This is a genomic window from Margalitia sp. FSL K6-0131 (assembly GCF_038008735.1).
In the GTDB taxonomy this organism is placed as follows: Bacteria; Bacillota; Bacilli; order Bacillales; family Bacillaceae_C; genus Margalitia; species Margalitia shackletonii.
On the sequence record NZ_JBBOZS010000001.1, the window covers coordinates 1,269,515 to 1,287,416 of the forward strand.

A 17,902-nucleotide genomic window follows, 5' to 3' on the forward strand; every position below is an offset into this window, starting at 1 on the left:
GAAGATGGGTCAAAACGAAAATCATTTACAGGACATTATGGAAAGAGAAAAAGGATTGCAGCGTGGTTTAACAACAAGACAGCTATCAATGATTGCCATTGGAGGCGCAATTGGAACAGGATTATTTTTAGGGAGCGGTTTGGCTATATCTACGGCAGGACCGAGTGTAATCGTGAGTTATGCCATTGGTGCTCTGATTGCACTCCTTCTAATGGGATGTCTTTCGGAAATGACGGTAGCTCATCCTACATCAGGATCGTTTGGTGCTTATGCGGAAAAATATATGAATCCTTGGGCAGGTTTTACCGTTCGATATTCTTACTGGTTCAGTATTGTATGTGCGGTAGGAACAGAGGTTACTGCCGTTGCGGTATATATGAAATACTGGTTTCCTGCAGTCCCAGGCATTGTTTGGATTCTCGTTTTTTCTGCCATTCTTTTATTTGTTAATGCAACAAGTGTAAATTTATTTGGCGCAGTAGAATATTGGTTTTCCCTAATCAAAATCGTTGCTATTGTAGGGTTTATTTTATTGGCTGCATTTCTGATTTTTGGAGGCAGCAGTAATCCGGATATTGGTCTGCATAACTACACAAATGCAGGCGGATTTTTCCCGCATGGATTCGGGGGGATGTGGATAGCAGTATTTATTTCCCTTTTTAGTTATTTAAGTATTGAGATGATTGCTGTTAGTGCTGGAGAAGCAAAGGAACCGGAAAAAGCTGTTCCGCTTGCCCTGCGTTCAGCAGTTTTTCGACTTGTGCTATTCTATATCTTAACTCTTGCGCTTATGTTAATGATTGTTCCTTGGAAATCAGCTGGAATTGATAAAAGTCCATTTGTCAAAGTAATGGAGATTCTCCATATTCCTGGTGCGGGTGGAATTATGAACTTTGTGGTAATTATTGCTGCTCTTTCTGCAATGAACAGTCAGCTTTATATTTCCACTCGAATGATGTTTTCTCTATCACGAGGTGGCTTTGCACCTAAACGATTAGGAAAATTGAGTAAAAGAAAAGTTCCTGTTGGTTCATTGGCGCTTTCTGCTATTGGTATTGCGATTGCTACTATCTATACGGTCGTTTCCCCTGATACGGCCTTTACCGCAATGATTTCAGTGTCCAGTTTTGGAGCGATGTTTGCTTGGTTTATGATTTTTGTTACCCACCTATTTTTCCGCCGCAAGTGGGATAACACGGGAGGAAGAAAATTACCGGTTCGGATGATAGGTTTTCCGTATCTGACTATTTTTGGTGCCGTACTTTTAGCACTTGTAGTTCTTTCTACATGGTTTTCGAAAGACTTCCGGCCAACCTTAACGTTAGGATTTCCATGGTTAATCTTTATCACGGTTGCCTATTTTATATGGAAAACAGTAAACAGGAATAAAATAGATCGTAAAAACGATCATAAATCTGCTTAATTAACTGGACGTAAACAGATTAAAATGGAAACGATTACAAATTATTGTTGCATAGAGCGTTCTAGTTCGCTTTAATAGGATTGAATACAAATTTTTTCATCAAGACGAACCTCATCATGGTATTTTTTGAGGAGGGGAAAAGATGATTGGGTCAATCCATAAAATTTGCAAAATCTTAGATTGTTTTACTAATGATGAAGTGGCACTGGGAAATTCAGAAATAGCGGAAAAGCTAAATATGAATCCCAGTACTGTTCATCATTTGGTCAGTACCTTGTATAAGGAAGGAATACTGATAAAAGACAGTCAGAATAAATATCGGCTTGGATGGCGATTGCTTGAGTGGAGCAAAAGTGTGATGTATCAGCAGGATATATACAATGGAGCAGCTCCACTTATCGGGGAATTAGTGAAAAGCTTTAACGGAGTTGTTCATATAGGAATGCTCGATGAAAAAGGGAATTTTGTCTTTGTTTTAAAAATGTCTTCCCGTCATGCGATTGAAGTACCTACGTATATCGGTGAGCGGAAGCCAACCTATTGTTTTAGCACAGGAAAGGCGTTGCTGTCCTTTAACCCAGCCTTATTACAGACCACAATTAAAAGCGGATTGATGCAAAGAGGCCCAAATACAATTACTTCTATTGATCGTCTTCAAGCGGAGGTAGACAATATTAGAAATAAAGGGTATGCCATCAGCAATAATGAAAACGAATATGGCATTTATGGGATTGCTGCTCCCATCAAATCCTATACGGGACAAACGGTAGCGGCTCTAAATATGGTTGGTCCGATTTCTTATATGCAAGGAAGGGAGCATCCGGTTATCGTACAAAGTATTTTAAGCACGGCAAAAGAGATATCGAAGGAATTAGGATATTTAGAAATGTAAATATAGCGGAAAGTTCATGAGGTTGATCGCCCTGAGCTTTCCGCTTTTTATATGGATAGAACGGGAGATTTTTCATAAAAATTTTCGAGATTTCATATTATGAAATTTTTGAATTTTGTAAAATTGTAGTTTTCGTAAAATATAGTTACATTCTTTTAGGAATAGAAGGGGGCATCATGAAAAATGGATGTACGCGAGCTGAGAAATTGTTTTGGGCGATTTGCTACAGGAGTTACCGTGGTTACCTGGAATGGTGAAGACGGACAGCGTTATGGAATTACAGTAAATTCTTTTACGTCTGTATCCTTAGAGCCTCCGCTGGTGCTCATTTCGATTGACCGCAATGCTAAGGCGTGTAAGTCACTAAAAGGAAGGCCATTTATCATTAATATCCTCACGAAAAAACAAGAAAAGCTTGCATGGCAATTTGCGGGGAAGCCACAACAAGACTTAACAATTGATTGGGAGGAAACGCCGCTTGGCCCCAAACTAAAAGCTACTTTGGCCACCATTGAGTGTACCCATTGGCAAGAATATGAGGCTGGCGACCATATTTTATACTTAGGAAAGGTTAGTCATTCCTCCTACAACACGGGAGACGGGTTGATTTTCTACCAAGGTAAGTTTCTTCAAACAGCAGCCACATAATTAAAAAATATGTAATCGTTTTCTAAAAAATTTGATTGGAGGAAAAGAATGATGGGAATACGAACAGGGGAGCAATATATCAATGGATTAAAGTCACGTAATCCGGAAATATGGCTGGGTGGAAGACGGATTACAGATATCGTAAATGAGGAAAACTTTAAACAGCCGATACGCGAAATTGCGAGATTATACGATATGCAGCACGATCCTGAATATCGTGATAAAATTACGAGTATTTGCGAAGAAACGGGAGAGAGAGTTTCGAATGCCTTTATCGTTCCTAGAAATTATGAGGATCTAATGAAACGCAGGGCATTATATGAAGCGTGGGCAGAGGCAACATTTGGTTTGATGGGAAGAACACCGGATTTCTTAAATGTTACGGTTACATCTATGGCAAGCAGTCAAGACTTTTTTAACCAATATAACCCACAATGGGGAGAAAATATTCAAAATTACTACAAGTACATTCGGGATCATGATTTGTTTTTAACCCATGCGTTAATCAATCCGCAAAATGACCGAAGCAAGCCATCCCATCAGCAAAAGGATATATTTACACATCTAGGTGCCGTTGAGGAAACAACAGATGGTTTAGTGGTGAGAGGAGCAAAGATGCTTGCAACTCTTGCTCCGATAACAGATGAGGTCATTATCTACTCATTCCCGGGATTTAGACCTGGTGATGAGCGATATGCTTTAGCTTTTGCCATTCCGATTGATACTCCGGGATTACGTATTTTATGCCGTGAACCAGCTCAGGATGGTAAGCGTCCGGTTGTGGACCATCCGCTTGCTTCAAGATTTGAAGAGATGGATGCCGTTCTCGTATTCAATGATGTGGTTGTTCCATGGGACCGCGTATTCCTTTATAATAACTGCGAAGCTGCAAACCAGCTTTATTCCAAAACAGGATTAAGCCAAAATACGCATCAAAATGGCGTACGAGGATTGGTGAAGCTGAAATTTGCTTCCCAAGTGGCCGCTAGAATCGCTGATGCCATTGGAGTAGATGGGTTTTTAAATGTACAAACCCAGCTAGGTGAGCTCGTCCAATCCGTTGAAACGATTCGAGCTTTACTGCGGACAGCAGAGCGGGAATTTGAAGTGAATGCTCATGGTGAAGCAATTCCAGCTGGTATTCCGCTTGAAACCATCCGAGGAATTTTACCAAAAGCGTATCCGCGGGCAATTGAAATTATTCAAACGATAGGTGCAGGAGGATTGCTTTTATCCCCTACGGCTAATGACTACAGCCATCCGGATATACGTGAAGATTTCGAGAAGTACTACGGTGGAAGAGAAGGAGTGTCTGCAACGGAACGAGTCCGCTTGTTTAAGCTTGCATGGGATTTGTGCGGAGAAGCGTTTGGGCAAAGACTTGTACAATATGAACGCTATTACTCAGGTGATCCCGTTCGGAAATTAGGTATGTTCTATAGCAACTTCAAACGAAATAACACCTTTTCCATGGTGGATGATGCATTGGAAGGAGCGCTTAAAACAGAACTGGAGACTAGTAAATAAATGAATTAAATCGGCAAATGATAGAAAAAAGGTTGTGTGCAAAATATTTCACAACCTTTTTCCTTTATCTAATGATTTACTTGGATTCATAAGAATAATTACTCCGACGATAACAAAAGATGATCTAAATGATACGGGAAATCAACAGATTTTAAACGAATCCCGTCTAATTGTTTCATATCGGTAATGAAAATTTTGTTATCTATGAAGTCAATAATCCCGCTTTTTCTCCACTTGCTTAATGTTTTATTAACACTTATTCGCGAAGCGCCAATGTATTTCGCAAACTCTGTTTGATTGAGCGGGATGCTGCCATTCTCACTAACTAATTTTATAAGAAAATGTGCCATTTGTTGTTCCACAGGACTATTCATAAAAGCAATAATTTCCGCTAATGTCCTGAATTTAAAAATAAGGGAATCGGTAAATATCGTGATGGCCTCTGGGAAAGTATTACAGATTTCTTCAAATGCCTGATCCGAAAAATAATAAATGACGGAGGAAGTAATCGTACATGCTGTTGTCAAATAGGGTTCGTTATTTACTCCGTGCTCACCGAAAAGCATTCCTTCCGGTACATAATTAATGGTACGTTCTAATCCTTCGTGCGAAAGTAACGAAATTTTTATTGCTCCTTTATCCAAGTAATAAAAACCTTTTCCTTCTTCCTGTTGATTATAAAGGTAGGAACCTTTATCGAGTTCTAATTTTCGTCCGTATTTTATGTATGGCTCCCATGTATAACGCAATTTGATCATCTATTTTTCACTTCCACCTGGGAGGAATAGCCCCCAATATACTTTTGCAAAGCGGATGGATTCTTGATTAAAATGAATTTTTTCAATGGTTCTATATAGCCTTTTTCTTTCCATTCTTTTAAGACCTTATAAACGGTTATTCTTGTAAGTCCGGTACATTTTGTTATATCTGCTTGTGTTAACGGGATTTCAAATTGCTTGAATTCCAAATAGACGTTTAATAATATGTGGGCTATTTGCTGTTCAGATGAGAGTAAGTCTAAGTAGATTTTAGGTGTGAGCGTGTGCATTTTATGAATGACCGTTTGCAGCAGCAAGCGGCGGATATGGTGATTTTTGTAAATCAGTTCAGTGACAGTCTGGTAAGAAAAGAAGTACAAAACAGAATCCTTAATCGCTTCGGCAGTTGAAAAATGTACTTGCTGATCCATTGCCTGGACACCGATTAACTGGCTTGGGATAGCAATATTTATAAGTAAATCATTTCCATTAGTGGTCTTTGTTGTTACCTTCACTAATCCTTTTTCAATGTAATAAAAACCGTCTCCATATGTTCCTTGCTTGTAAATAGTTGTTTTTTCCTTAAAAAACATCCTTTTGCCATATAAAATAAAATGCCCCCAGTTGCTATTGTGATCAAAAAGAACTGTCAATGTAAAACAACTCCTTTTTCCACTAAATAATGACCTAATTTAAAACGCTTACAAAAAATACGAGCAAAATGTTAAATAGGATACAACATTCGGAAGTTTCCATATATTAAGATTAATACATGCAATTGTTATAGTCAATTTTACGAAATCGATTTTAAGTATCTGAAGGTGGTGATGGAATTTAGGAAGAATACGCCAGTTTCTAAATTTAATTGTAACCACTTGCAAATGCAGGATATTAAACGATTAATTCTAAAAATCAGGAGGATGTTTATTGATGAATACACAAACACAATCATTGAAAGCCAGATCATTGAATTTGTTAAAAGTTATCGAGGATAACAAGGATCTATTAAAACCGCCAGTTAATAATAAGGTTTTATGGGAGGATTCAGAGTTTATCGTGATGCTGATTGGTGGTCCAAATCGCCGCCGGGATTTTCATGTAGACCCATCTGATGAATTATTTTATCAAGTGAAAGGTTCTTGTTATGTCGAGTGTATTAACAAGGCTGGGGAACGTGAAGTTGTGGAGGTGAAAGAAGGGGAAATGTTTATGCTTCCTGCCGATGTTCCGCATTCTCCTCATCGTATCGCGGATACGTATGGAATTGTAGTGGAAAGAAAACGTGGAAAAGGCGAGACGGAGGATTTCGTGTGGTTTTGCGATAACTGCAATAAGGAAATGCACAAGGTAACTATTCAGCTTACCAATATTGAAGTTCAAGTAAAAGAAGCTATTGAAGCGTTTAATAGTGATGAAGGCCTTCGCACATGCGAGCATTGCGGACACATTATGTCGGAAGAGGTTAAAGAATGGCAATGCGAATAGATTTTCATACTCATATTATTCCAAGCCATTTTCCTAACTTCGAGGAAAAGTATGGTGGCGGTAAATGGCCAGTATTAGAGCAAACATGTACTTGCGGAGCCACGATTTTGGTAGGAGGAAAAAACTTTCGTGAGGTTACCGACCAGGTATGGGATCCAAAAAGACGGATTCAAGACATGGATCGGGAAGGGGTAGATATCCAAGTTCTATCCCCAATCCCTGTAACTTTCTCATACTGGGCCGACCCACAGGAAGCGCTGCAAATGGCAAAAATTCAAAATGATTTTATTGCGGAGACAGTTGCTGAATACCCAGAACGTTTTGTCGGTTTAGGAACTGTCCCCATGCAGGATGGGAAAACAGCGATTCAGGAAATGGAACGCTGCATGAATGAATTAAATCTTCATGGCATTGAAATCGGGACGAATGTAAATGGCAAAAATTTAGATGATCCTTGCTTCATAGAATTTTTCGAGATGGCGGAAAAGTGGGATGTGCCTATTTTTATTCATCCTTGGGAAACGTTAGGACGTGAGCGGATGCCGCGCCATAATTTTATGTACACCGTTGGGATGCCAAGCGAAACAGCATTAGCAGCAGCTACCTTAATATGGAGCGGGATTATGGAAAAGTTTCCAAATTTAAAGATTTGTTTTGCACATGGCGGCGGTTCATTTCCGTACATATTGCCACGCTTGGATCAAGGCTGGGAGGTATGGCCGCATCTGCGCTTAACAAATCACCCGCCAAGTTTTTATGCAAAGAAATTCTTTTTTGATTCCTTAAACTATGATCCTCTTAATCTTAAGTTTATGATGGAACGTTTCGGACACGAGAAAATATTTATGGGCTCTGATTATCCATTCTTGCTGCGGGAAATTGATCCTGGAAAAGTCATTGACGATACGGATGGATTAAACAGTGAACAAAAAGAAGCGATGCTAGGCGGAAATGCCGCGAAATTCTTGAATATTGAAAAGAAAAAAAGAGGTGCAGTATATGCTTCAACAAACACCGGAGAGTAGATTAGAAGAGTTAGGATTGTCCCTTTCACCAGTCCGACCTGCTGCAGGTAACTATGTCACTTGTGTTCGTGCAGGAAATCTATTATTCACTTCCGGGCAAGGGGTTGACCAATACCACGGGAAATTAGGAAGAGACCTGACAGTGGAGGAGGGTTACCTTGCTGCGCGGCAATCGATGTTGAATTTATTAAGTGTTGTCCATCACGAGCTTGGGGGATTAAGCAAGGTGAAGCGGGTTGTGAAAATTCTCGGATTTGTGAACAGCACAGAAGATTTTACAGAGCAGCCAAAAGTGATGAACGGAGCATCCGACCTGCTTGTTAATGTCTTTGGAGAAAAAGGAAAACATGGCCGCTCTGCAGTTGGGATGGCTCAACTGCCTAATAATACAGCGATTGAAATTGAAATGGTCCTAGAGGTAGAAGGAGAGGGTGCATGTGAGTAAGGAAGTATTAATAGAAAAAGGACATGTAAACATACAAGATGCCAAACTCTTTATTGATGGGGAATATGTAGATGCTCTTTCAGGAGAAACGTTTGATACGATTAATCCTGCGACAAATGAAAAACTAGCATCTGTTGCAAATGGAAATGAGGCAGATGCCAAAAGGGCTATTGAAGTGGCACAGCGAACCTTTGAAAGTGGTATTTGGAGTAAAATGCCTGTAGAAGAACGTTCGGATATTCTTTGTAAAATGTCGGACTTAATCATGGATAAGGTAGAAGAACTATCATATGTTGAAACAATCGATGTCGGAAAACCCATTAAAGAAAGCCTAGGCTTTGATATACCTCGTGCGGCACAAAACTTCCGCTTTTTTGCGGAAATGTCCAAGTATATGGTGCATGAGCATTACGAAAAGCATAACTTCACTTCCTATGCAAAATATGCTCCGGCTGGCGTAACAAGCTTAATCATTCCCTGGAATTTACCGTTCATGCAATTAACATGGAAAGCATCAGCCGCATTGGCATCAGGTAATACGATTGTGGTAAAACCGGCATCCTATACACCGCTCAGTGCCGTGATGCTTGGGGAGATTGCCAATGAAGCAGGATTGCCGCCCGGTGTTTTAAATATTATCACCGGACCAGGGGGAACAGTAGGTACGACTATGTCAAAACACCCATATGTTCGCCGTATTTCCTTTGTAGGTGAGAGCAATACTGGAAAAACAGTGATGAGAAATGCTTCGGAACATTTGATTCCTGTTTCTTTAGAATTAGGTGGGAAATCCGCAAACATTGTTTTTGAAGATGCAGACCTTGATGAAGCAGTAAAGGGATCCATTGAAGCTATTTACCGCAATCAAGGGGAAATTTGTTTAGCAGGATCCCGTTTATTAGTACAGGAGAGCATTTATGATCAATTTTTAGAAAAGTTCACAAATGCAGCACGTCAGATAAAAGTTGGGGATCCATTAGATAAGCAGACAGATATGGGGGCACTCGTATCGAAGGAGCATTTAGAAACGGTGGATCGCTACGTACAAATTGGAATAGAAGAAGGGGCAAAGCTTGCTTATGGCGGTAAGCGTGTCGCAGGACTTGAAAAAGGGAATTTCTATGAACCTACCGTTCTCTACGATGTCGATAATAAAATGCGAGTTGCTCAAGAAGAAATCTTCGGACCGGTCATTGTCATCATTCCATTTAAAACAGAAGAAGATGCCATTCGGATCGCAAACGATTCTATTTATGGGCTAGCCGGAGTCGTGTGGACGAATGATTTAAGACGTGCCGGGAGGATTACGTCTGAGGTAAATGCAGGACTTCTTTGGGTGAATTGCTGGTATATCCGCGATTTACGCACTCCATTTGGGGGCTCAAAAGCAAGCGGAATCGGACGTGAAGGCGGACGGCATAGCTTTGAATTTTACACAGAGGCTAAGACGGTTACGATGAAACTCTAATATGACTCTATATTGATTCATTTGACCTCGCCAATTGGCGGGGTTTCCTTGCAAAAAGAAATTTAGAACTAACTATTTTAAAGAGGAGGCTTACGATGTCAGCTTTAATAGAACAGCTAGCAGGAGAGCTATTAGAAGCGGAGCGAAAAAGGAAACCAGTAGCTCCCATTACAGAACGTTTTGATACTTTAACTGTTGTAGATTCGTATCATATCCAATTGGAGATGGTTAAAAGAAGACTGCAAGAAGGGCAAACCATCATCGGGAAAAAAGTCGGATTAACGAGCAAGGCAATGCAAAATATGTTAGGGGTCAATGAACCCGATTACGGACATCTATTCGATGATATGAAGGTTGAAAATGGAGCAACCGTTAACATTGACAGCATGATCTCTCCAAAGATTGAGGCAGAGATTGGTTTTATTCTTGGAGAAGATTTAGCGGGTCCTAATCTAACTTTTTTAGATGTTTTAATGGCAACGAAGTTTGTCGTCCCTACAATTGAAATTATCGATAGCAGAATAGAAGATTGGAAGATTAAATTGGTTGATACAGTGGCTGATAATGGATCTTCGTCAAAAGTAGTAGGAGGAGATACGTATGCAACGTTAGATCAAATTGATTTGCGGACAAATGGAATGCTTTTATATAAAAATCAAGAATTGATTGCAACAGGTGCGGGTGCTGCAGCTCTGGGACATCCAGCAAATGCAGTAGCATGGTTGGGGAATAAACTGTCGGAATTTGATATTTCCCTTAAAGCGGGAGAATTAATTTTACCGGGAGCCTTAACCGCGGCTGTCGTGGTAGAAAGCGGGGACCATATCACTGCGGAATTTGGAGCGATTGGGTCGGTATCCGTTCAATTTGAATAATGAAAGCAGGTGAACATATTGAGAAAAGTCAGGGCTGCCATTATTGGCTCAGGAAATATAGGCACAGATTTAATGTATAAGCTGAAGCGCAGTGATGTGCTGGAATTAACCGCTGTTATCGGGATAGATCCTGCATCAGATGGGTTAGAGAGAGCGAGAAAAGAGGGATATCAGACCTTTAGTAATGGAATACAAGCACTTGTTGACCAACCGGAATTGGCGGATATCGTCTTTGACGCAACATCAGCTAAGGCACATGTAAGAAATGCGGAAATATTAAAAGACCTGGGAAGAATAGCGATTGATTTGACTCCAGCAGCAGTTGGCCCATTCGTATCCCCAGCTGTTAATCTTGGTGAAAACATGGATGCTGAAAATGTCAATATGATTACATGTGGGGGGCAAGCTACGATCCCCATTATCCATGCCATCAACAAGATTGCGGATGTAGAGTATGGGGAAATCGTTGCAACCATTTCCAGCCTAAGTGCCGGGCCAGGTACAAGAGCTAATATTGATGAATTTACCACAACGACAAAAAAGGGGATTGAAGAGGTAGGCGGAGCAGACTCCGGAAAAGCCATTATTATTTTAAACCCTGCAGATCCACCGATTCTCATGCGCGATACAGTATATTGCAAAGTGAAAAAGATGGATGAAGCAGCAATTAACCAGGCGATATTGGAAATGGTTCATAGTGTGCAAGAATATGTTCCGGGTTATCAATTAAAGCAAGAACCGCTTTTTGAGGGAAACCAAGTAACGGTTTTTTTAGAAGTAACAGGAGCTGGTGATTATTTTCCTCCTTATGCAGGAAATTTAGATATCATGACTGCTGCAGCCGTAAAGGTCGGCGAAGAATATGCCGGCGTGTTTTTAGCGAAAAATTCAACTGGTAAGGAAGAGAGGGTTGGCATCTATGAAACGAAATAGTGACAAACCTATTAAAATTACAGAAGTTTGTTTAAGAGATGGAAGTCATGTTGTCAGCCATCAATTCACGGTAGATCAAGTACGAAAAGTTTCAAAAGCCTTGGATGAAGCAGGGATGCACTATATTGAAGTATCCCATGGCGATGGATTAGGGGGATCTACCTTGCAGTATGGGAAGTCGCTTGTGGATGAGATGAAACTCATCGAGGCAGCAGTTGACGAATGTAAGAACGCAATGGTTGCTGTCTTATTAATTCCCGGTATTGGTACCGTGCATGAACTGAAAAAGGCGCGGGAGCTTGGAGCAGGATTAGTGCGTGTTGCCACACATGTGACCGAAGCGGACGTATCTGCACAGCATATACAAATGGCTCGGGAACTGGGAATGGAGGCGATCGGCTTTTTAATGATGGCCCATTCGGCACCAGTAGAAAAACTGGTGGAACAGGCAAAATTAATGGAAAGCTACGGTGCGCAAGGTGTTTACATTACAGATTCTGCGGGTGCCCTTTTACCGCATGAAGTTCGCGAGCGAGTCAAAGCATTACGGGAATCGTTAGATATTGAAGTCGGTTTTCATGCCCACAATAATCTTTCATTAGCCGTTGCCAACACGCTTATTGCTATTGAGGAAGGGGCAACAAGAATTGATGGAAGTGTGCGATGCCTTGGTGCTGGCGCGGGTAATACCCAGACAGAGGTTTTACTTTCCGTATTAGATCGTATGGGACTGGATGTCGGGATAGATCTATATAAAATGATGGATTTAGCGGAGGATGTTGTTGGGCCGATTCTGCCGGGTTCACAGGAAATCCGAAAGGGCAGCCTTACAATGGGATATGCAGGCGTCTACTCGAGTTTCTTGCTTCATGCAGAAAGAGCAGGTAAACGATTTAATCTTGATCCGCGTGATATTCTCATTGAACTTGGAAAGAGAAAAGTGGTTGGGGGCCAGGAGGATATGATCCTGGATGTAGCAGCGGAATTAGCGAAAGGAAAGGTGGGGAATCAAGGATGATTGTAAAAGGAACAGATATCGAAATAATTGATTACCTTTATTCTGCTGAAAATGAGGTACGGGAAGTAGTAAAAGTCACCGATCGTTACCCTGATTTAACAGTGGAGGATGCTTACGAACTGCAAAAGCAGCTTATTGAGCGCAAAATGAGTAACGGCGCTAAACGAGCGGGGGTAAAGCTTGGTCTAACGAGCAAAGCAAAGCAAAACATGATGGGGGTTAATGAGGCCATATATGGTTATTTATTGAGCAATATGCTTGCATTTGAATGGGAACAGTTGGACAGCAAACAGTTGATCCATCCAAAAGCAGAGCCGGAAATAGCGTTTCTAATGGCGGAAGATTTGCAAGGAACAGATATAACGGCAGAAGATGTCCTTAAGGCAGTCCAATATGTCGCCCCTGCTATTGAAATTATTGATAGCCGTTATTTAAATTTTCATTTTACCTTAGTAGATGTAGTCGCAGATAATTGTTCCTCTTCCCGTTTTATTGTTGGAAGCAAGTGGGTAAAACCAGAGCAGCTTGATTTAGCAAAGATTGGCATGGTGATGTCCAAGAATGGTGAAGTGGCTACTGTTGGATCTGGAGCAGCCGTATTAGGACATCCAGCAGAAGCAGTTGCATGGGCCGTAAACAAACTTGGCCAACGACAGGAAGGTTTAAAGAAAGGGGATATCGTTTTAACCGGTGCATTATCCGAAGCGGTTGCATTTACGGAAGGAGATTCCTTTGTTGCTCAGTTTGATGGGTTAGGCAGTGTTTCTTTTACATGTAAATAGCAGAGTATCAGGTACCACTATTTTGCGGCGAGGGATTTTTTCTCTTCTACAAATGAAAGAGGGTATGAATGTTGCAAACGAAAATAAAAGACCTAAATACATTTGAACTAGAATTTCTTAATTTTATCAATAACTATATTAAACGTAACGGCGGGAAAGGACCCAGACAAACAGAGGTTAAATTTATGGGTGATACTATTGTTTACTTTATTCGCGGAATTTTAACAGAGAGAGAGAAAAAGCTAATACATGATCCCGAGGGGAAAAAAATAGTGATGGAAGCTAGAAGAATTTTTATGGAATTGGATAAAAAGCATCGAATGGAGGTGTTTGAGAATTTCATTGGATGTAAAATTATTGAAAACTATGAGTCCTGGAATTTAGAACAAGATTCTGCGGTATGTGTATTGCTACTTGAAAATAAAATTTTTTAATATTTTGTTGTTAATTTACTGAAAATTATATATAATCAAATAGATAAATAAAACGTGCAAAGGCGGCCCCTTTGGACCTTTATAGATAGCGCCCGGGTGGTCTTTTACAAAAGACAAACCACAGCTGTATGAACTGTTCTAAATGAAACGGTTTATTCAGTTGTGGTTTTTTTATTTTCTAACTTGATGAGAAAGGATGTTGGCTTTGGATTCGATAATCATTCAGAAAAATATAGTTTACGGGGAGACTGAACGTGAATACTTAACTGCTGATATTTATAAGCCATCTAATAGTGATGATGAGTTACCTATTCTTGTTCTTATTCATGGTGGAGCCTTTCAATCAGGATCAAAGGAAATGTACAAGGAATGGGGGAGAAATCTTGCTGAGGAAGGATATTTTGTCATGGCAATAAACTATCGGCTTTCTACCCTAACTTATTCCTCATATCCAGGTGCCCTTGAGGATATTGGTCAGGCATTGAATTGGTTAGTTGCAAAATCCAATCAATGGTCATTAGATGTGGAAAGAATTGGACTAATTGGAGATTCCGCAGGTGCATATTTGGCAGCTTTAACTTCTTTAAAGTATAAAGCATTCAGTTATAATATTTGCTCTGTAATAGGAGTGTATGGAATTTACGATTTAGTAGATGAGTGTTTAAATCCTATTAATGATAGGGAGGAAAATATTTATGAAAAATTCCTGGGCATTTCTTTCGAAGGAAATGAAAAGGCTTTCAAAACGGCGTCTCCAGTACATTACATAAAAGAGGCAATAGCAAATCCGACTTTTGATACTGAATTTCTTATTATCTGGGGAGAAAAAGACAAAGTTGTAAGGCCGGAACAATCTAAGAGTTTCATTGAAAAATTAAGAAAGGAGGGGATAGTTGTTGAAAGTATTCGGATTGAAGATAGCGGACATTTTTTCTTTAATCAATTGCCCTACATTGATGGTGGAACTTTAAGTCATTACCCTAATACCTTTTTATATCCTAAATTGATTGATTTTCTTAAAAGAAGCGTTTGTGAATCAAAGAGCGGAAATTTTTCGGAAAGGCAAATAATGAAACTCAGTGCAATGCAGGAACTTTCTATTATGAATGAAAGAGGGGATAATAATGGGCGAAATATCCAATAAAGCATTTGAAGTTGAAAAGATAAAACCAAACGTGAACATGTTTGCCAGGAAAATTCTTATAATGGTTACAATATTCTGCTGGTTATCGATCTTCGTTGAAGGATATGATTTAGTTGTCTATGGGGTAGTACTTCCATCTCTTATGGATCCCAATGTTTGGGGGCTTTCCTCTACTCAGGCTGGAGCAATGGGAAGTTACGCATTGTTAGGTATGTTTTTTGGTTCAGTTATTGGAGGTATTCTCTCCGATAAATTTGGAAGAAAGCTAATATTAATTGCTTTTCTTCTATTACTATCCATCATGATGGCATTAACTTCCGTTTCCAATTCACCTGAATGGTTTGGGATTTTTCGGTTTATTGCAGGTATCGGGATTGGAGGGATTGTACCGGCTGCCTCCGCTTTGACAACAGAATATTCTCCCGGAAAATACCGATCCCTTGTTTATGTTCTCATGTATACTGGTTTCGCGTTTGGGGGTGTAGCAGCATCGATATCAGGAATGCTATTTATAAACAACTTTGGTTGGAGATTTTTGTTTCTAATCGGCACCTTTCCAATTATATTAATCCCTTTCATTATAAAATTTGTGCCTGAATCTATTAAATTTTTGAAATCCAATCAGCAGGAAGATAAGGCACATAAAATTATAACAAAATACCAGATTTCTCAGGATATTTTATATGAAGAAAGTATGGAGGAAAAATCTAATTTTTTACTAGCATTTTTTCAAGAAAATATCTTAGATCAACACTTCTTTTCAGCATTATTTATATAATGGCGTTCTTACTAATCTATGGCATAAATACATGGCTTCCGCAAATGATGAAAAGTGCCGGGTATCCAATGAAATCAAGCATGTTATTTTTACTTACTTTTAACCTTGGTGCTATTATCGGAGGAATAATTGCAGGAAGGGCAGCAGATAGATTTCAACCAAAAAAAGTCATTAGTCTTACTTATCTAATAGCTGCAATTAGCATTGCTCTTTTAAGTATAAAATTTAATATTTCTTTGCTTTATTTTTTAATCGCAGTTTCAGGATTTGGGACAACAGGTTCGACGTTTGTTCTTGCTAGCTATGTGATGAAACATTATGATTCACAAAATCGCGCGACAGCTATCGGGGTATCCTCTGCTATAGGAAGATTTGGGGCTGTTATTGGTCCCATTCTAGTTGGTTTCATTATGAGTAAAAACTTAGGATTCGGAATTAATTTTTATATGTTTGCCTTCGTTGGTCTTATAGCTTCTATCATTATTTTATTAATGCCTTCTATTAAGCAGAGAGAGAACGTATAAGAAGTTTAGCTTAAATAATAAAAATCAAAACCTTGGAAAAGTATTGAATTATTGCCTTTGGGGGAGAACCTCAGAGGTTTTTTTATAGAAAAAGTTCCTGAAAAAATATCTTTCTTAAAAAAATTGTTTCCATAATGATCGAAGAATGCCACGAAAAAATGGTTGAACATCACAAAAACAATTATTCATAGCACAACTTAGGTATACTACTGCAATTGATGGTAGAACGGGACTCTTCATCTCACCTTGACGAAATGGTGTTTAAGTGGTTAACTGGTAATGACAACACTACAACAGAATTTTCTGAAAGGTGAGGTGATTGATAAAAAAGCCAGGTGGCTTATTTTTAATGATGTGCATTTGAGAAGCTTGTCTATGCCATTAAATTAAAAAAATGGAAACAACACTATATTCTATTTCAAAAGAAGTTTAAAATCTTCATTATGTACGAAAAAATGAAAAAAATAAAAAGGGTAGGGGTGGAGACATTGTTTATAAACAAAACAGAAGAACAATTAAAAGAGCTTGGTGTTTATCACACACATAAAGAAATCTCTCATCAACCCGCGCTCTGGGGGGAAACATATCAGTACATCCAACGCGAAAAGGATCGAATTCAAGCATTTTTTCACGCCATCACAGCAAAGTATGAGTCTGTCAAAGTTATTTTAACAGGGGCGGGAACATCCGCATTTGTTGGCGATACCGTTGAGCCATATTTAACAAAAGTATGTGAGAATAAAGCATTTACGATTCTCAGCATTCCGACTACCAATATTGTTTCGAATCCGAGGTATTATTTAGAGGAGAATATGCCGACGATTATGGTTTCGTTCGCAAGATCCGGAAATAGCCCTGAAAGTGTTGCTGCAGTTGAATTGGGGGAGCAAATCGTTAAGGATTTTTACTCCATCCACATTACCTGCAATCCTGACGGTTTTTTAGCGAAAAAGCCGGACACCAGAAATAGAACATTATTGCTGGTAATGCCAGAAGGCAGCAATGATGAAAGCTTTGCAATGACAAGCAGCTTTACATGCATGATGCTAAGTGTATTGCTAATTTTTCAAATGGATAGATTGAATACATTGGAAGACAATGTTAATTGGATTATGGATACAGGTAATAATGTTTTCGAACATTCGCTTCCGACTTTAAAGGAATTATCGTCCATTCCATTTACAAGTCTTATTTATTTAGGCTCTGGTACGCTTCTAGGACTGTCACATGAAGCATCTTTAAAAATGCTTGAGTTAACAGATGGGAATGTATTTACATATTTTGAATCGCCATTAGGCTTCCGTCATGGTCCGAAAACACTTTTGAATGATAAAAACCTTACAGTTGTTTTTATCAGCAGCAATCCATATACCCAGAAATATGATTTAGATATTTTAAAAGAGTTATATGCTGAAAAAAATAGATGCGGATTGAACGTGATGGCGATATCAAATCAATATATAAACGACGCAGAGGAAAACAGCGATTACTATTTAAGTATTAAAACAGAACTTGACATACCAGCTTCCCTAGATGATGTATGGCTATCCTTCCCATACATTATTTATGCGCAAATTCTTGCCGTCTATAAGTCCCTAAATTTGAAAATTACACCAGATAACCCTGTTCCGAATGGCAGTGTGAACCGTGTTGTGCAAGGAGTAACGATATATCCATTTGAATAATTGTTTTTCTTGTGAGTTATAGTTTCCCGTAAAGTAAAATCAGCGACATAGGTATACT

19 protein-coding genes are annotated in these 17,902 nt (G+C 39.3%); 17 read left to right on the forward strand and 2 right to left on the reverse strand.

The features are described 5' to 3' along the window. Positions 1–4 precede the first annotated feature (4 nt). From NSQ59_RS06120 to NSQ59_RS06135, 4 genes are all read left to right on the forward strand, one after another. Positions 5–1,423 (forward strand): amino acid permease, encoded by a 1,419-nt coding sequence (locus NSQ59_RS06120; protein WP_340830118.1) that lies wholly within the window; start codon positions 5–7, stop codon positions 1,421–1,423. 142 nt (positions 1,424–1,565) lie between these two features. Next, on the forward strand, positions 1,566–2,315 hold the full coding sequence (locus NSQ59_RS06125; RefSeq protein ID WP_340830120.1) for an IclR family transcriptional regulator: 750 nt from the start codon (positions 1,566–1,568) through the stop codon (positions 2,313–2,315). A 183-nt stretch (positions 2,316–2,498) separates the two neighbouring features. Beyond that, entirely contained in the window at positions 2,499–2,963 is a 465-nt protein-coding gene (locus NSQ59_RS06130) for a flavin reductase family protein (protein WP_340830123.1), read from the forward strand. Between the two features lie 51 nt (positions 2,964–3,014). Further along, complete coding sequence (locus tag NSQ59_RS06135) at positions 3,015–4,490, forward strand: 4-hydroxyphenylacetate 3-hydroxylase family protein (RefSeq protein ID WP_340833143.1); 1,476 nt, start codon at positions 3,015–3,017, stop codon at positions 4,488–4,490. Positions 4,491–4,588: 98 nt separating this feature from the next. Here NSQ59_RS06135 and NSQ59_RS06140 read toward each other — a convergent pair whose 3' ends face one another. Both NSQ59_RS06140 and NSQ59_RS06145 read right to left on the reverse strand, forming a co-directional pair. Then, positions 4,589–5,248, reverse strand: coding sequence for a Crp/Fnr family transcriptional regulator (locus NSQ59_RS06140; protein WP_340830124.1), 660 nt, complete (start codon positions 5,246–5,248; stop codon positions 4,589–4,591). Further along, a complete protein-coding gene (locus NSQ59_RS06145) occupies positions 5,245–5,901 on the reverse strand; it encodes a Crp/Fnr family transcriptional regulator (protein ID WP_340830126.1) in 657 nt (218 codons plus the stop codon). The genes NSQ59_RS06140 and NSQ59_RS06145 overlap by 4 nt, the downstream gene beginning before the upstream one ends. A gap of 277 nt (positions 5,902–6,178) precedes the next feature. Here NSQ59_RS06145 and NSQ59_RS06150 point away from each other — a divergent pair, with 277 nt between their 5' ends. The 13 genes from NSQ59_RS06150 (at position 6,179) to NSQ59_RS06210 (ending at position 17,844) form a co-directional block, all read left to right on the forward strand. Continuing rightward, positions 6,179–6,733, forward strand: coding sequence for a 3-hydroxyanthranilate 3,4-dioxygenase (locus tag NSQ59_RS06150; protein WP_340830127.1), 555 nt, complete (start codon positions 6,179–6,181; stop codon positions 6,731–6,733). Next, positions 6,724–7,758, forward strand: coding sequence for an amidohydrolase family protein (locus NSQ59_RS06155; RefSeq protein WP_340833144.1), 1,035 nt, complete (start codon positions 6,724–6,726; stop codon positions 7,756–7,758). The genes NSQ59_RS06150 and NSQ59_RS06155 overlap by 10 nt, the downstream gene beginning before the upstream one ends. Continuing rightward, positions 7,733–8,203 (forward strand): RidA family protein, encoded by a 471-nt coding sequence (locus NSQ59_RS06160; RefSeq protein WP_340830129.1) that lies wholly within the window; start codon positions 7,733–7,735, stop codon positions 8,201–8,203. The genes NSQ59_RS06155 and NSQ59_RS06160 overlap by 26 nt, the downstream gene beginning before the upstream one ends. Continuing rightward, positions 8,196–9,671: an aldehyde dehydrogenase gene (locus NSQ59_RS06165; protein WP_340830131.1), complete on the forward strand. Its 1,476-nt coding sequence runs from the start codon at positions 8,196–8,198 to the stop codon at positions 9,669–9,671. Before NSQ59_RS06160 ends, NSQ59_RS06165 begins: the two co-directional genes overlap by 8 nt. Before the next feature lie 95 nt (positions 9,672–9,766). Then, positions 9,767–10,546, forward strand: a complete 780-nt coding sequence (locus NSQ59_RS06170) for a 2-keto-4-pentenoate hydratase (RefSeq protein WP_340830132.1) — start codon at positions 9,767–9,769, stop codon at positions 10,544–10,546. Positions 10,547–10,564: 18 nt separating this feature from the next. Then, positions 10,565–11,479, forward strand: coding sequence for an acetaldehyde dehydrogenase (acetylating) (locus tag NSQ59_RS06175; protein ID WP_340830133.1), 915 nt, complete (start codon positions 10,565–10,567; stop codon positions 11,477–11,479). Continuing rightward, positions 11,466–12,497: a 4-hydroxy-2-oxovalerate aldolase gene (gene dmpG, locus NSQ59_RS06180; RefSeq protein WP_340830134.1), complete on the forward strand. Its 1,032-nt coding sequence runs from the start codon at positions 11,466–11,468 to the stop codon at positions 12,495–12,497. Before NSQ59_RS06175 ends, dmpG begins: the two co-directional genes overlap by 14 nt. Continuing rightward, on the forward strand, positions 12,494–13,279 hold the full coding sequence (locus NSQ59_RS06185; RefSeq protein ID WP_340830136.1) for a 2-keto-4-pentenoate hydratase: 786 nt from the start codon (positions 12,494–12,496) through the stop codon (positions 13,277–13,279). The genes dmpG and NSQ59_RS06185 overlap by 4 nt, the downstream gene beginning before the upstream one ends. 68 nt (positions 13,280–13,347) lie before the next feature. Then, on the forward strand, positions 13,348–13,713 hold the full coding sequence (locus NSQ59_RS06190; RefSeq protein ID WP_340830139.1) for a Na-translocating system protein MpsC family protein: 366 nt from the start codon (positions 13,348–13,350) through the stop codon (positions 13,711–13,713). 205 nt (positions 13,714–13,918) lie between these two features. Next, complete coding sequence (locus tag NSQ59_RS06195; protein WP_340830140.1) at positions 13,919–14,857, forward strand: alpha/beta hydrolase; 939 nt, start codon at positions 13,919–13,921, stop codon at positions 14,855–14,857. Further along, complete coding sequence (locus NSQ59_RS06200; protein WP_340830141.1) at positions 14,838–15,635, forward strand: MFS transporter; 798 nt, start codon at positions 14,838–14,840, stop codon at positions 15,633–15,635. The genes NSQ59_RS06195 and NSQ59_RS06200 overlap by 20 nt, the downstream gene beginning before the upstream one ends. Positions 15,636–15,679: 44 nt before the next feature. Next, entirely contained in the window at positions 15,680–16,159 is a 480-nt protein-coding gene (locus tag NSQ59_RS06205) for an MFS transporter (RefSeq protein WP_340833145.1), read from the forward strand. A 488-nt stretch (positions 16,160–16,647) separates the two neighbouring features. Next, positions 16,648–17,844 carry an SIS domain-containing protein gene (locus NSQ59_RS06210; protein ID WP_340830142.1) on the forward strand — a complete coding sequence of 399 codons (1,197 nt, stop codon included), beginning with the start codon at positions 16,648–16,650 and terminating at the stop codon, positions 17,842–17,844. The last annotated feature ends 58 nt before the right edge of the window (positions 17,845–17,902 follow it).